Origin of the sequence: Micromonospora yangpuensis (assembly GCF_900091615.1) — a bacterium.
GTDB lineage: Bacteria > Actinomycetota > Actinomycetes > Mycobacteriales > Micromonosporaceae > Micromonospora > Micromonospora yangpuensis.
On sequence record NZ_FMIA01000002.1, the window covers coordinates 5,481,060 to 5,495,753 of the forward strand.

Consider the following 14,694-nt stretch of genomic DNA (forward strand, 5'->3'; position numbering starts at 1 on the left):
TGAGCAGGGAGAATGGCGCCGCTCGCGTGGTGTGTCCTGAGGCTATTCCTCGCCCCGGGCCGAGGGCAAACGAATTACGGCGAGTTCTTGGAAGTTTTCTCAGAGCAGATCTCGTCGACGCTCGCGCCACCCACCAGGGCCAGCACCGCCGCCCCGTAGAGGCCCAGCTTGCGGGCCCCGATCCCGGCGATCGCGAGCAGTTCCTCGGTCCGGCCCGGTCGCCGTTCGGCCAACGCGACCAGGGTGGCGTCGGTGAAGATCACGTAGGCCGGCACCCGCTGCGCGCCGGCCACCCGCTGCCGCCAGTCACGCAGCCGGTCGTGCAGCTCCGGGTCGAGGTCGGACGGGCAGGTCGGGCAGCGCCCCAGCTTGCGGTCCGGCCCGGCGACGAGGGTCGCGCCGCAGATCCGGCAGACCACCACCTGGGCCCGTCGTCGCTCGATGCGCTGGGCCGGGGTGCCGGCCCGCTCGGCACCACCGGCCCGCTCGGTGCCACCGGCCCGCTCGGTGCCACCGGAGCGGTCCAGCTGCGGCAGGAAACGCGACGGCCGACGGGGCCGCCCACCGGGTGAGCGGGCCGAGGCGTACGACAGCCAGAGCCCCTGCCGGGCCCGGGTGATGCCGACGTAGAGCAGCCGGCGTTCCTCCTCCACCTGCTCGGCGGTGCGCGCGTAGGTGATCGGCAGGGTGCCCTCGGCGAGCCCGACCAGGAACACCGCGTCCCACTCCAGCCCCTTGGCCGCGTGCAGCGACGCCAGGGTCACCCCGTCGACGGTGGGCACGTGCTGCTGGCTGGCCCGCCGTTGCAACTCGTCGTTGAAGTCGGCGAGGGTCACCGGGGGTTGCACCGAGGCCGCCGGCCCGAGCGGCACCACCGCCGGGGTGGCGGCGTACTCCTCGGCGAGCTGGACCAGCGCGGCCAGCGCCTCCCAGCGCTCCCGGGCGGCACCACCGGCCGGCGGGGTGTCGGGCGTCCAGCCCACCGCCGACAGCGCCTCGACCACGGCGGTCGGCAGCGGCGTCTGGCCGGGGATGGACCGGGTGGCCGCCCGCAGGGCGACCATCGCCTGCCGTACCTCGGTCCGCTCGAAGAACCGCTCCGCGCCCTGCACCAGGTACGGCACCTCGGCCTCGGTGAGCGCCTTCTCGTACGCCTCGGACTGCGCGTTGGTCCGGAACAGCACCGCGATCTCCCGGGCCGGGGTGCCGGCGTCGATCAGCGACCGGCAGCGCGCGGCGACCGCGCCGGCCTCGGCCGGCTCGTCGGTGAAGATCCGCAGCTCCGGTTCGGGGCCGGTGGGGCGCTGGCCGACCAGCTCCAGCCGCAACCGGGCCTCGGTCCCCCGGGCCCGCGAGATCACCGCGTTGGCCAGCCCGACCACCTGGGGCGTGGACCGGTAGTCCCGGACCAGCCGGACCACCGTCGCCCCCCGGTGCCGACGGGCGAAGTCGACCAGGTACGACGAGGTGGCCCCGGTGAAGGAGTAGATCGTCTGGCTGGCGTCACCGACCACGGTCAGGTCGTCCCGACCGCCGAGCCACACCTCCAGCAGCCGCTGCTGCAACGGGTTGACGTCCTGGTACTCGTCCACGACGAAGTGCCGGTACTGGCCGCGGACCTGCTCGGCGACGTCGGGATGCTCCTCGATCCCCCACACCGCGGCGCGCAGCATGTCCTCAAAGTCGATCACCCCGTTGGACCGTTTGATCTGCTCGTACGCGGTGAAGACCTCGGCCACCTTCGCCGGGTCGTGCGGGGTGTCGCGCAGCGCCTTGGCCGCCGCCACCGCGTACTCCCCCGGCTCGACAAGCGAGGACTTGGCCCATTCGATCTCACCGGCCAGGTCCCGGGCGGCGGCCCGGTCGGTGCGCAGGCCGACCCGGGCGGCGGCGAGGGTGACCAGCCGGACCTTGCTGTCCAGCAGCTCGGGCATGGCCCGACCGGCCAGCAGCCGGGGCGCGAAGTACCGGACCTGCCGCAGTGCCGCCGCGTGGAACGTCCGCGCCTGCACCCCCGGGACCCCGATCAGCGCGAGCCGGCTGCGCATCTCGGCTGCCGCCCGGGCGGTGAAGGTCACCGCGAGCACGTGCCGGGCGGCGATCTCGCCGGTCAGCGACCGGTGCGCGATCCGGGCGGTCACCGCGCGGGTCTTCCCGGTGCCGGCGCCGGCCAGCACACAGACCGGTCCGGCCGGCGCGGTCACCGCGGCGCGCTGCTCCGGGTCCAGCCCGGTCAGCACCCGCTCGCCCGCCGAGTGAACCGCCACAGCCAGGAATCATCGCAGCTTCGGTTGACGTTGCAGTCTCTGGCTGGCCCGATCGTGAGCCAGTCGATCGTAGGTGCCGGACCGACCCGTTGGAGGACCCCAGATGTTGACCATGTATTCCACCCCGTGGTGCGGCTACTGCCACCGGCTCCGTTCCCAGCTGGACCGGGAGGGCATCGGGTACGAGGTGGTCGACATCGAGCAGGATCCGCAGGCCGCGGAGTTCGTGATGGGCGTCAACGGCGGCAACCAGACCGTGCCCACGATCCGCATAGTTCCCGCCAACGGCGGAGACGAGATCGTGATGACCAACCCCTCGATCGTACAGGTCAAGAATGCTCTGGCTCGTGCCAGTGCGGACATCAGTAGCTGATCGATTGCTCCCGTGGCCGCATACGCGGTCCAGGTGGCGCAGGAGGCCCCGGTGATGAGCCGGGGCTTCCCGCTGAATGCCCGAGCGCCTGCCAGGCGCTCTCCGCCTCAGCCTTGAGGTGTCGATGAAGGGTTGGGCGAGAGACGCCCAGTGCGTCAGCGATCGAGTCCGTCCTGATCAGACCAACGGTCGCCCGGCGGGAGCTACGTGGCATTGACAATGGGTGTCTCAGCTCAGTGGCGCGTCGCGGCCGTGGTGAGGAACGTGCGCCAGGCGGCCGGGGGTGAAGGTCAGGGGTGCGGCTTGAACCGGGTCCGGTTGACGTACGTAGTGAGGCTGAGTCGTCTGGGATGGAGCAGCATGACTGATGAGTGGGGTCTGGCGGATTTGCCGGGGCCAGATGATCCTTTCTGGCAGTTCAGCGACCAGGATTTCCCAGCTGTAGGGTTGGGAGACGCCGCGTTCGATGAGGAGTGGCTCGAAGGAATATTCGGCCCGCAGGAAGCGGCCGTGTCCGAAGGCTCGGCGGGTCACGGCCACAACGAGGTGGCACTGTCGGGTCCGTCGCAGGTGCCCCGGCCCCGGCAGCACGAAGGTCGTCACTACCGTGGCGCCCAGGAGTGGGCGGAAAGTATCGTCGAATACCACACCCTCGTCAATGGTGCGCCGCCCTCCGGTAGAGGAGCGGCCCGGGCGGTCGGACACGAAGCCACCTATGACCGCCTGGCACATCTCCGGAACGGTCACACCAAGATCTCGCCGGAGGAGGCCCGAGTCCTCTCGACGTTGTCCGGCGACTGGGCTTCCATCGTCTTTCCGGAAGGCGCAAAAGGTCGCCCTCACTACCTGCAGGCGCTGAAAGGCCGACCAGAGGTGCCTCGGCCCCGGCAGAGGCATCACCGTGGTGCCCGGGAGTGGGCGGATCGTATCGTCGATTACCACACCCTCGTCAGCGGCGCGCCACCCAACAGCCAGAGAGCGGCCCTGGCGGTCGGACACGAAGCCACCTATACCCGCCTGGCACATCTCCGGAACGGTGTTAGCAAGATTTCGCCGGAGGAGGCCGGAGTCCTGTCGGCGTTGTCGGGCGGCTGGGCTTCGGTCGTCTTTCCGGAAGGTGCGAAAGGTCGCCCCCACTATTTGGCGATGCTGTCGGAGGCACCGTCGGGTGGCTTCACGGCGGGTGTCGGAGCGGAGTCCAGTAGCGCCTACGGCGATCCACGGGAGGTCTCCCTTCTCGCGGCCCTGACCTCACCGGGAACCTCACCACAGTTGCGGGGGCGCTCGGCGCAGTCTCCTTCCATCGCGTTCCCGACGACGCCGTCCAGGGCGTTCTCACCACCCCGATGACGGCGACGAACCCTTCGCCGTGACGGTGCGATCGCATGATGGGCGAGCCGTCGTCGCCCCGCTCGACGGAACCATCAGCTCTCGCGTACTCGCCCAACAAGGACCGGTTGGTGAAGATCGTCTGCACCGCGTTCGGGAGCCACTGGGTGGCCTCGGGCATCCAAGTGCTCCCCCCGCTTAACGCTTCCAGCAGAGAAGGGCGCCCTTCTCACCGTTCCCGCGGTGGGTTTGCGGGTTGGTGGGCGCCTGCCACCCGGACCAGCGGCTGCGCTCGACGCGGGGCCGGGATCCGGGTGGCCGGCACCGACCCGACCAACCCGGTCGTCAGGGCAGCCCCGGTCGGCGTCGGCGCGGTGGTGCGCCCGACGGGCGGTACCGGTGGCGAGAGCCGGCGCCCCCGCCACAGGAACCCCCCGGCGGCCACCGTGACCACGCTGACCAGCAGGAACAGCAGCCGGTAGTCGAGCACCCCGACGAGCAGCGCGCCGACCCCGATCGACACCGCCTGTGGAGCGCCGACCGCCGAATCGGTGGCGGCGGTGACCCGACCCAGCAGGCCGGCCGGGGTGGCCGCCTGTACCAGCGTGTTCAGTCCCACCAGGCTCAGCGGCAGGGCCGCGCCGGTCACCAGCAGCGCGGCGAAGCCGAGGCGGGGGTCCGGGTACGCCAGCGCGCTGGTCGCCGCGCCGAAGAGGCCGACCCCGACGGCGATGGTGCCGACCTCGCCGATCCGGCGTACCACCCGGGCGGAGAGCAGCCCGCCGACGATCCCGCCCACCCCCTGCACGGTCACCAGCACGCTGACGAAGGCGGCGTCGCGTCGGAGCCCCTGGTCGACGTAGGCGAAGATCAGCGACTCGGTGAAGCCCATCACCAGGGAGGCCAGCCCGAGACCGAGCAGCGCCCGGCGCAGCGCGGGCTGGTCGGCCAGGTGCCGCAGCCCGGAGCCGAGCTGTGCCGACCAGCCCAGTCCCCGGGTCGACGGCACGGGCTCCGGGACCCGGAGCAGACCGGTAAGCACCGCGGCGACGCCGAAGCCGACCATGCTGAGCGAGGTCAACAGCCAACCGCCGGCCGCGGCGTAGAGCGCGGCCCCGGCCAGCGGACCCACCAACCGCAACCCCTGGCGTACGGTCTGCAGCGCGGCGTTGGCGTCGGCGAGCTGACCGGCCGGCACGATCGTGCGGATCAGCCCGTTGACCGTGGCGTTGACGATCACCTGGGAGAAGCTGTACAGGCCCGCCACCAGGTAGACCAGCCACACGTCGCCGGCGTCCCGGACGGCCAGCAGCGGGACGAGGACCAGGGCGGCGACGAGGTTGGCCCCGGCCAGGAACGGTCGACGGCGGTACCTGTCGATCACCCAGCCGACGAGTGGGGCCAGCACCTTCGGCGCGATGATGACGAACAGGGTCGCCCCGGCCAGGCCGTCGGAGCCGGTCAGGTCCTTGACCCAGATGGCGAGCGCGAGCAGCAGGGTCGACTCGGCGGCCCGACCGGCCGCCAGGGCCACGAAGAGCAGGCGGAAGTCGGGGTGGCGCAGGACGGTGCGCATGGTGGTCCTCCGGCGGGGGTGACGCGGGGTCGCAGCGAACGGAGCGGTCCCGTTCCGGACATCTTCGCTGGCATTTCCGCGAGACACGCGTCAGCCGAAGCTTCCTTCCCCGGCCGCGCCGTCCATACTTACCGTGGGGGGCGAATTTCATACGGTTACCGTCGTGTCTGCGACGGTCCACGGAGAAGAGGGCGATGTGCCTCCTGCCTCAGTCAGCCCGATCATGCGTCGCCGCAGGTTGGGTCAGCAGTTGCGCCGCCTACGCGAGCTTGCCGGGTTGACCGGCGAGCAGGTCGTCGAGCGGGTCAAGTGGGCTTCGGCCTCGAAGTTGTCCCGGTTGGAGAACGGCCGCAGCCGCCCCGACCCCGACGACGTCGAGGCGCTGCTGGCCCTCTACCAGGCCCCGGAGGAGATCCGCCGGGATCTTTCCACCATCGCCCGCGCCGCCGGTGACATGCGCGAGTGGCTGCGCCGGACGTACCCGGTGATGACCGAGCAGCAGCGCGGGTGGGCGCAGCTGGAGGCGGGGTGTGTGGAGATCTGCGAGTACAACCCGGTCCTGGTGCCCGGGTTGCTCCAGACGCCCGGGTACGCCCGGCTCCGCATCACCTCGGCCCGGTCGGTCGGTGAGGGGCGGGCCGACCACCTGGAGCTGGAGGTCCAGGCCCGGCAGGCGCGGCAGGCGTTGCTGGAGCGGTCGTTGGACGCGCCCCGCTACACCGCCGTGTTGGAGGAGGCGGCGCTCGGCCACCGGGCCGGGCCGCCCGAGGTGCTCCGGGAGCAGCTCGACAAGCTCCGCGAGCTGGCCACCCTGCCGAACGTGACGCTGCGCCTGCTGCTCCGGGACACCCGGATCGACAACTGGTACGTCCCGCCGACGGCGTTCTCGCTCTACCGTTTCGCCGATGAGCTCGACCCGGAGACCCTCGCCATCGAGGGGGGATACACCGACGTCGTGTCGACCGATACAAACATCATAAAGCCCTATAAAGTTGCTTTTGAGTGGCTTTGCTCAGCGGCGCTCTCGGTCTCGGAGACCCGGAGCTGGCTCGCCGAGGCCCACCAGCGGCTGGCCGGGACGGCGATCCGGCCCACGGTGGTCCCCGGGCCGACACCGGCACCGGTCCAGCGTCGCGGGGAGCACGGACGCCTGACCGACCGGTGATCCATCGGGCACCGCTGCGGGCAGCGTCCACCGGGCCGCACCCGTCCCATCGGAGCAGAACAGACCAGGAGCAGAAGCATGAACGACATCCGTACCAGTGCCGTGTTGGCAAGCGCGCCGTGGCGCACCAGCTCCCGTAGTCAGACCTCCAACTGCGTCGAGGTCGCCGCGCTGGACCACGGTCCGGCCGCGGTCGCCCTGCGGGACAGCAAGGACCGGGGTGGCCCGGTGCTGCTCTTCGACCGCACCGGCTGGCAGGGCTTCCTCACCGGCACCAAGGGTGGTCAGTTCGATCTGGGCTGACGCTCCCCGACCACGCGAGGCCGTCGGCAGTCGCCGGCGGCCTCGCCGTACGGCACGACCGTCACGGCTGCGGCAGATCCCGTCGCGATGACCGGTCGAGCGGTACCCGGTCGGGTTCCGGGGGTTGCGCCGCGCGCGCCCACGCCAGGAAGCGGCGGTCGCCGCCCCATCCATGAAACCGCATCGCGTACCCCTTTCACGTGTTCGGCCGTTGGGTAGAGAGCCGGCAGCTCCGCGACCACCCGGAACCCAGATTGCCAAGAGTTGCCGGACAAGTGCACTGCGTTACGTGATGCGCTTCGGACATTCGACTGGTGCCGGGAAGGACCGAGATGAACCGGGCTGTGAAGGTGGCGATGGCCGAGGCCGGCGAGACCGCCGAGAGCCTCGCCGGGCAGGTAGGGGGTGTTAGTGGGCGGCGTCGACCGGCATCGCGTACATCACCGCTCGGCGGCAGTACGCCGCCGGGACGCTGCCTGTTCCCACCTACCGGATCGGCCGGCTGATCATGGTCGGTGAGCCAGTCACCGGCACGTCGGCCGATTTCGTGACCTACGCGGCCTGGATGCGTGAAGTGCCCAAGGCGCAGTGGCGTCGGATGGTCGAGGACGCGGTGGAGATGGTCGACCTGGCTGATCAACGTCGAATGCGGATCCGCCAGAGGCTGCAGTTCCGAAAAATCATCTCGGGGCTCGGAGAGACAGTGGTGGTCCTCAGCACACATCTCAGCAACAACTGCGAGCGGGCTCTGGCTACACGTTCGTAACTCCCCGATCCGTTGGGCCCTTCCCCTGCTTGTCGTACTCGACGTGGCCGTGGTGTTTCTCCGGAACCGGCACTGGATCGGCGTCTGGCCGGAGACCGGTGCCGCAGCACAGGTACCCGCGTACCTCCTGGGAGTGGTCGGTGCTGGTGCTGCCGCCTGGGCGGCGAGCGCCCCGGGACGGCACGGGGTCGAGGAACAACTCGGTGCGGCGAAGGTCCACCCCTCGCAGGTCGAGGCCCATCGACTCACCGCCACTCTCCTCGTTCTGCTGATTCCGTACCTGGTAGGCCAGGCCATCGCTTTCGCCGTGACCGCCCGCACGTTTCCGCCGGGTGTACATCTCTGGTTGGGCTACGTCGTTGTCGGCCTGTTCGTGATCCTGTTGTCGGTCGCAATAGGCTGGACCTGCGGACGGCTCCTAGGGCCAGTCTTCTCCGCGCTCACCGCCGCACTGGGATTCCTGTTCTTGACTGTGTTACTGGACCGCGTCGGATTCGTTGTGGTCTCCGGACGGCCGGATGTGGCGGTCGATCCCGTGCCGGTCGCCCTGCGGCTGGCTGTGGTCATCGTCTTGCTACTGGCCCTTGTGTGGGCCGCGGGCACCGGTGCGGGTCGGTCCGCAAAAAAACGAAGAGCTGCCGCACTGATCCCCGCTGCGCTACTGCTTCTTCTCGTCATGGCAACGACCAATGTGATCACCGACCGCAGGCCTCCGGGCGACAGAGCTGCCTGCCTCGACGGTTCGACAAGACTGTGCGCCTGGCCCGAACACGAAAAGTACCTGCCGCAGCTGCGGGAGGTCAGTGCTCGGGTGGACGCCCTACCCGAGGTCTTCACTCGTCCGCCGCTCATCAACGAGGTCGGCTTCACCAAAGAATTCGGCCCGGACGGCGTCCAATACCTCGGCGACTCGGGTCCACCCTCCTTCAACATCCTGGAAGGAAGCCCCTGGTCGTACGCGGCCGACATCGGCAAGGCGATCACCAGCAGCACCTTCGGCTTCATGGACCTGCAGAACTGCGACTGGATGTCGATCACCCAAACTGATCAGGCACGACTCGCGGCTGTCGACAAATGGCTGGAATCCTACCTCGTCGGCGGAGGTACCCCGGATTACCTCACCAACGCTCCGGAAGAGTTGCAACGGGCGTGGGCCAAGGGGCGCGCCGTCGCGGCAGCCAACACCCGCAACGAACAGTTCCGCTGGGTCGAAGGCGAGGTGACCGAGCTCAGTGGACGTTACTGCCAGCCAGGAGACTGAGCGACACCCCGCGAGCGGCGACCCGCTGCGGCTGTATCTCGCCGCCAGACCGACCGGAGCCGTCCTGGCCGGTACGGTGCTACTCGGCGCGCTCACCGCCTGGTTCGGTCTGGTCAAGACACCGATTCCCATGGCCGCTGGTTCGGACGGCACCACGATTCCCCTGTGGCGGATGATCGTCCTGGGTGCCGCCGTCCTGCCGATCCTCGCGCTGTACAGCTCGCTGGCCGATCTGGAACAGGTAGCGACGCGGCGACTGCGGTCCATGCAGCGCCGCTATCTTACCGGGCTGGTCATCGATATTCCTGGCGATCTGCGCGACTGTGTTGCGCCCCGCCGTGCTCGCCGTCATTGCCCGGTCCTGGCTGGCCTGGCTCGGGCTTGCGCTGCTCGCGGGGGCGATCCTGGGCTGGCGACTGGCCTGGACACTTCCGGCCGCGACCGCCGTCGTGCTCTGGTACTGGGGATACAGCGGCAACCAGGAGTACCGGTGGTGGGAGTTCAGCGCCCGACCGCACGACGACCTACCCAGCTTCCTGCTGAGCGTGGCACTCCTTGCCGTCGGCCTCACCGCCTATGCGGCGACCCCTTGGCGTCTTCGACGTTGGAAGTCGATGGCCGCCACCGGCCGCCGGTAGGCGTTCACGTGGCCGGTTGGACCAACCAGCCTCGGATCAGGAAGTGGGCGATGGAGCTGGCCATCGGCAGGGTCACCCCTCTCGGGTGAAACCGGCCAGGCAGGAGAAGCGCAACCGGCAGACCTGCCGGGGCCAGGCGGCGTCATTCCGTGCCGTCACGGCGAAGGGTTCGTCGCCGTCATCGGGGCGGTGAGAACGCCCTGGACGGCGTCGTCGGGAACGCGATGGAAGGAGACTGCGCCGAGCGCCCCCACAACTGTGGTGAGGTTCCCGGTGAGGTCAGGGCCGCGAGAAGGGAGACCTCCCGTGGATCGCCGTAGGCGCTACTGGACTCCGCTCCGACACCCGCCGTGAAGCCACCCGACGGCGCCTCCGACAGCATCGCCAAATAGTGGGGGCGACCTTTCACACCTTCCGGAAAGACGACCGAAGCCCAGCCGCCCGACAACGCCGAGAGAGCTCCGGCCTCCTCCGGCGAAATCTTGCAAACACCGTTCCGGAGATGTGCCAGGCGGGCATAGGTGGCTTCGTGTCCGACCGCCAGGGCCGCTCTCTGGCTGTTGGGTGGCGCGCCGCTGACGCGGGTGTGGTAATCGACGATACGATCCGCCCACTCCCGGGCACCACGGTGATGATGACTCTGCCGGGGCCGAGGCACCTCTGGTAAGCCTTCCAACGCCCGCAGATACTGAGGGCGACCTTTCGCACCTTCCGGAAAGACGACCGAAACCCAGCCGCCCGACAACGCCGACAGGACTCCGGCCTCCTCCGGCGAAATCTTGGTGCGACCGTTCCGGAGATGTACCAGGCGGTCATAGGTGGCTTCGTGTCCGACCGCCCGGGCCGCTTTCCGACTGTCGGGTAGCGCCCCGCTGACGCGGGTGTGGTAATCGACGATACGATCCGCCCACTCCCGGGCACCACGGTGATGATGACTCTGCCGGGGCCGAGGCACCTCTGGTAAGCCTGCCAACGCCCGCAGATACTGAGGGCGACCTTCTGCACCTTCCGGAAAGACGTCGGAAGCCCAGTCGCCCGACAACGCCGACAGGACTCCGGCCTCCTCCGGCGAAATCTTGCCATTACCGTTCCGGAGATTTACCAGGTGGTTATAGGTGGCTTCGTGTCCGACTGCCAGGGCCGCTTTCCGACTGTTGGGTAGCGCCCCACCGACGAGGGTGTGGTATTCGACGATACTTTCCGCCCACTCCTGGGCGCCACGGTAGTGACGACCTTCGTGCTGCCGGGGCCGGGGCACCTGCGACGGACCCGACAGTGCCACCTCGTTGTGGCCGTGACCCGCCGAGCCTTCGGACACGGCCGCTTCCTGCGGGCCGAATATTCCTTCGAGCCACTCCTCATCGAACGCGGCGTCTCCCAACCCTACAGCTGGGAAATCCTGGTCGCTGAACTGCCAGAAAGGGCCATCTGGCCCCGGCAAATCCGCCAGACCCCACTCATCAGTCATGCTGCTGCTCCATCCCGGACGACTCAGCCTCACTACGTACGTCAACCGGACCGGGTTCAACCGAGCAGCGCATCGACTATGGCCCCGAACACACTCATGCCGCGTTCACCGACGGGGTGAAGCCGGTCGAGGGCTACGCCAACCAGTGCTCGATCAGGAAGTGAGCGATGGAGCTGGCCATCGGCAGAGTCACCCGGCGGCCGTCGCCCGCGTCGACCAGCCGGTCGACCAGCACGGCGGCAATCTCTGCACGGGTGAACCAGCGCGCGGTGGCGATCCCGGCCGTCACGGCGAAGGGTTCGTCGCCGTCATCGGGGCGGTGAGAACGCCCTGGACGGCGTCGTCGGGAACGCCGTGGAAGGAGACTGCGCCGAGCGCCCCCGCAACTGTGGTGAGGTTCCCGGTGAGGTCAGGGCCGCGAGAAGGGAGACCTCCCGTGGATCGCCGTAGGCGCTACTGGACTCCGCTCCGACACCCGCCGTGAAGCCACCCGACGGTGCCTCCGACAGCATCGCCAAATAGTGGGGGCGACCTTTCGCACCTTCCGGAAAGACGACCGAAGCCCAGCCGCCCGACAACGCCGACAGGACTCCGGCCTCCTCCGGCGAAATCTTGCTTGTACCGTGCCGGAGCTTTCTCAGGCGATCATAGGTGGCTTCGTGTCCGACCGCCAGGGCCGCTTTCCGACTGTCGGGTAGCGCGCCGCTGACGAGGGTGTGGTATTCGACGATACGATCCGCCCACTCCCGGGCACCACGGAGATGCCTCTGCTGGGGCCGAGGCACCTCTGGTAGGCCTTCCAACGCCCGCAGATACTGAGGGCGACCTTTCGCACCTTCCGGAAAGACGACCGAAGCCCAGCCGCCCGACAACGCCGACAGGACTCCGGCCTCCTCCGGCGAAATCTTGCTAACACCGTTCCGGAAATGTGCCAGGCGGTTATAGGTGGCTTCGTGTCCGACCGCCAGGGCCGCTCTCTGGCTGTTGGGTAGCGCGCCGCCGACGAGGGTGTGGTATTCGACGATACGATCCGCCCACTCCCGGGCACCACGGAGATGCTGGCTCTGCCGGGGCCGAGGCACCTCTGGTAAGCCTGCCAACGCCCGCAGATACTGAGGGCGACCTTTCGCACCTTCCGGAAAGACGACCGAAGCCCAGCCGCCCGACAACGCCGACAGGACTCCGGCCTCCTCCGGCGAAATCTTGCTAACACCGTTCCGGAAATGTGCCAGGCGGGCATAGGTGGCTTCGTGTCCGACCGCCAGGGCCGCTCTCTGGCTGTTGGGTGGCGCCCCGCCGACGAGGGTGTGGTATTCGACGATACGATCCGCCCACTCCCGGGCACCACGGAGATGCTGGCTCTGCCGGGGCCGAGGCACCTCTGGTAAGCCTGCCAACGCCCGCAGATACTGAGGGCGACCTTCTGCACCTTCCGGAAAGACATCGGAAGCCCAGTCGCCCGACAACACCGACAGGACTCCGGCCTCCTCCGGCGAAATCTTGGTGTGACCGTTCCGGAGACTTACCAGGTGCTTATAGGTGGCTTCGTGTCCGACCGCCCGGGCCGCTTTCCGACTGTCAGGTAGCGCCCCACCGACGAGGGTGTGGTATTCGACGATACGATCCGCCCACTCCCGGGCACCACGGTAGTGGCGACTCTGCCGGGGCCGGGGCACCTGCGACGGACCCGACAGTGCCACCTCGTCGTGGCGGCCCGCCGAGCCTTCGGACACGGCCGCTTCCTGCGGGCCAAATATTCCTTCGAGCCACTCCTCATCGAACGCGGCGTCTCCCAACCCTACAGCTGGGAAATCCTGGTCGCTGAACTGCCAGAAAGGATCATCTGGCCCCGGCAAATCCGCCAGACCCCACTCATCAGTCATGCTGCTCCATCCCAGACGACTCAGCCTCACTACGTACCTCAGCCGGACCCGGTTCAAGCCAAGCAGAGCCTCGACTATGGTCCCCGAACACACCCGTGCCACCTTCACCGACAGAGCGGTGCCGGCCGAGGACTACGCCAACCAGCCCCGGATCAGGAAGTGAGCGATGGAGCTGGCCATCGGCAGAGTCACCCGGCGGCCGTCGCCCGCGTCGACCAGCCGGTCGACCAGCACGGCGGCAATCTCTGCACGGGTGAACCAGCGCGCGGTGGCGATCCCGGCCGTCACGGCGAAGGGTTCGTCGCCGTCATCGGGGCGGTGAGAACGCCCTGGACGGCGTCGTCGGGAACGCCGTGGAAGGAGACTGCGCCGAGCGCCCCCGCAACTGTGGTGAGGTTCCCGGTGAGGTCAGGGCCGCGAGAAGGGAGACCTCCCGTGGATCGCCGTAGGCGCTACTGGACTCCGCTCCGACACCCGCCGTGAAGCCACCCGACGGTGCCTCCGACAGCATCGCCAAATAGTGGGGGCGACCTTTCACACCTTCCGGAAAGACGACCGAAGCCCAGCCGCCCGACAACGCCGACAGGACTCCGGCCTCCTCCGGCGAAATCTTGCCATTACCGTTCCGGAGATTTACCAGGTGGTTATAGGTGGCTTCGTGTCCGACCGCCAGGGCCGCTTTCCGACTATTGGGTAGCGCGCCGCCGACGAGGGTGTGGTATTCGACGATACGATCCGCCCACTCCCGGGCACCACGGTGATGATGGCTCTGCTGGGGCCGAGGCACCTCTGGTAAGCCTGCCAACGCCCGCAGATACTGAGGGCGACCTTCTGCGCCTTCCGGAAAGACGTCGGAAGCCCAGTCGCCGGACAACGTCGAGAGGACTCCGGCCTCCTCGGGCGAAATCTTGGTGTGACCGTTCCGGAGATTTGCCAGGCGATTATAGGTGGCTTCGTGTCCGACCGTCTGGGCCGCTCTCTGGCTGTTGGGTAGCGCGCCGCCGACGAGGGTGTGGTAATCGACGATACGATCCGCCCACTCCTGGGCACCACGGTGATGCCTCTGCCGGGGCCGAGGCACCTCTGGTCGGCCTTTCAGCGCCTGCAGGTAGTGAGGGCGACCTTTTGCGCCTTCCGGAAAGACGACGGAAACCCAGTCGCCGGACAACGTCGAGAGGACTCGGGCCTCCTCCGGCGAGATCTTGGTGTGACCGTTCCGGAGATGTGCCAGGCGGTCATAGGTGGCTTCGTGTCCGACCGCCCGGGCCGCTCCTTTACTGGAGGGCGGCGCACCATTGACGAGGGTGTGGTATTCGACGATACGATCCGCCCACTCCTGGGCGGCAGGGTAGCGACGACCTTCGTACTGCCGGGGCCGGGGCACCTGCGACGGACCCGACAGTGCCACCTCGTCGTGGCGGCCCGCCGAGCCTTCGGACACGGCCGCTTCCTGCGGGCCAAATATTCCTTCGAGCCACTCCTCATCGAACGCGGCGTCTCCCAACCCTACAGCTGGGAAATCCTGGTCGCTGAACTGCCAGAAAGGATCATCTGGCCCCGGCAAATCCGCCAGACCCCACTCATCAGTCATGCTGCTCCATCCCAGACGACTCAGCCTCACTACGTACGTCAACCGGACCCGGTTCAACCGAGCAGAGCCTCGAC

General features: G+C 68.5%; 13 protein-coding genes. 6 read left to right on the top strand and 7 right to left on the bottom strand.

What is annotated here, in order from left to right:
* Positions 1-74: 74 nt before the first annotated feature.
* The gene (locus GA0070617_RS24715; protein ID WP_091443358.1) at positions 75-2,267 is read right to left on the bottom strand and encodes an ATP-dependent DNA helicase UvrD2; all 2,193 of its coding nucleotides are present in this window, start codon (positions 2,265-2,267) and stop codon (positions 75-77) included.
* 103 nt (positions 2,268-2,370) lie between these two features.
* Between GA0070617_RS24715 and GA0070617_RS24720 the strand changes: the two genes are divergently transcribed.
* Together GA0070617_RS24720 and GA0070617_RS30120 are read left to right on the top strand one after the other, a co-directional pair.
* Positions 2,371-2,640: a mycoredoxin gene (locus GA0070617_RS24720; protein ID WP_091443363.1), complete on the top strand. Its 270-nt coding sequence runs from the start codon at positions 2,371-2,373 to the stop codon at positions 2,638-2,640.
* Positions 2,641-3,000: 360 nt separating this feature from the next.
* A complete protein-coding gene (locus GA0070617_RS30120) occupies positions 3,001-3,990 on the top strand; it encodes a hypothetical protein (RefSeq protein ID WP_139135751.1) in 990 nt (329 codons plus the stop codon).
* A 208-nt stretch (positions 3,991-4,198) separates the two neighbouring features.
* Here the strand turns inward: GA0070617_RS30120 and GA0070617_RS24725 are convergent, their stop codons facing one another.
* Positions 4,199-5,545, bottom strand: coding sequence for an MFS transporter (locus tag GA0070617_RS24725; protein ID WP_091443367.1), 1,347 nt, complete (start codon positions 5,543-5,545; stop codon positions 4,199-4,201).
* A gap of 196 nt (positions 5,546-5,741) precedes the next feature.
* On the opposite strand from GA0070617_RS24725, the gene GA0070617_RS24730 reads away from it, so the two are divergent.
* The 4 genes from GA0070617_RS24730 to GA0070617_RS31820 all read left to right on the top strand — a co-directional run bounded on the left by GA0070617_RS24730 (position 5,742) and on the right by GA0070617_RS31820 (position 9,678).
* On the top strand, positions 5,742-6,710 hold the full coding sequence (locus GA0070617_RS24730; RefSeq protein ID WP_091443371.1) for a helix-turn-helix domain-containing protein: 969 nt from the start codon (positions 5,742-5,744) through the stop codon (positions 6,708-6,710).
* A 78-nt stretch (positions 6,711-6,788) separates the two neighbouring features.
* Positions 6,789-7,013 (top strand): DUF397 domain-containing protein, encoded by a 225-nt coding sequence (locus GA0070617_RS24735; protein WP_091443374.1) that lies wholly within the window; start codon positions 6,789-6,791, stop codon positions 7,011-7,013.
* Between the two features lie 809 nt (positions 7,014-7,822).
* A complete protein-coding gene (locus GA0070617_RS24745) occupies positions 7,823-9,040 on the top strand; it encodes a hypothetical protein (RefSeq protein ID WP_229688689.1) in 1,218 nt (405 codons plus the stop codon).
* Between the two features lie 338 nt (positions 9,041-9,378).
* On the top strand, positions 9,379-9,678 hold the full coding sequence (locus GA0070617_RS31820) for a hypothetical protein (RefSeq protein ID WP_229688688.1): 300 nt from the start codon (positions 9,379-9,381) through the stop codon (positions 9,676-9,678).
* Positions 9,679-9,856: 178 nt separating this feature from the next.
* Here the strand turns inward: GA0070617_RS31820 and GA0070617_RS30130 are convergent, their stop codons facing one another.
* The 5 genes from GA0070617_RS30130 to GA0070617_RS30140 form a co-directional block, all read right to left on the bottom strand.
* Positions 9,857-11,146, bottom strand: coding sequence for a hypothetical protein (locus GA0070617_RS30130; protein ID WP_139135752.1), 1,290 nt, complete (start codon positions 11,144-11,146; stop codon positions 9,857-9,859).
* A 133-nt stretch (positions 11,147-11,279) separates the two neighbouring features.
* Positions 11,280-11,435, bottom strand: coding sequence for a hypothetical protein (locus GA0070617_RS30795; protein ID WP_175440649.1), 156 nt, complete (start codon positions 11,433-11,435; stop codon positions 11,280-11,282).
* Positions 11,436-11,454: 19 nt separating this feature from the next.
* The gene (locus tag GA0070617_RS30135; RefSeq protein WP_139135753.1) at positions 11,455-13,029 is read right to left on the bottom strand and encodes a hypothetical protein; all 1,575 of its coding nucleotides are present in this window, start codon (positions 13,027-13,029) and stop codon (positions 11,455-11,457) included.
* A gap of 132 nt (positions 13,030-13,161) precedes the next feature.
* Positions 13,162-13,317 (bottom strand): hypothetical protein, encoded by a 156-nt coding sequence (locus tag GA0070617_RS30800; RefSeq protein WP_175440650.1) that lies wholly within the window; start codon positions 13,315-13,317, stop codon positions 13,162-13,164.
* A gap of 19 nt (positions 13,318-13,336) precedes the next feature.
* Entirely contained in the window at positions 13,337-14,620 is a 1,284-nt protein-coding gene (locus GA0070617_RS30140; protein WP_139135754.1) for a hypothetical protein, read from the bottom strand.
* Positions 14,621-14,694 lie beyond the last annotated feature (74 nt).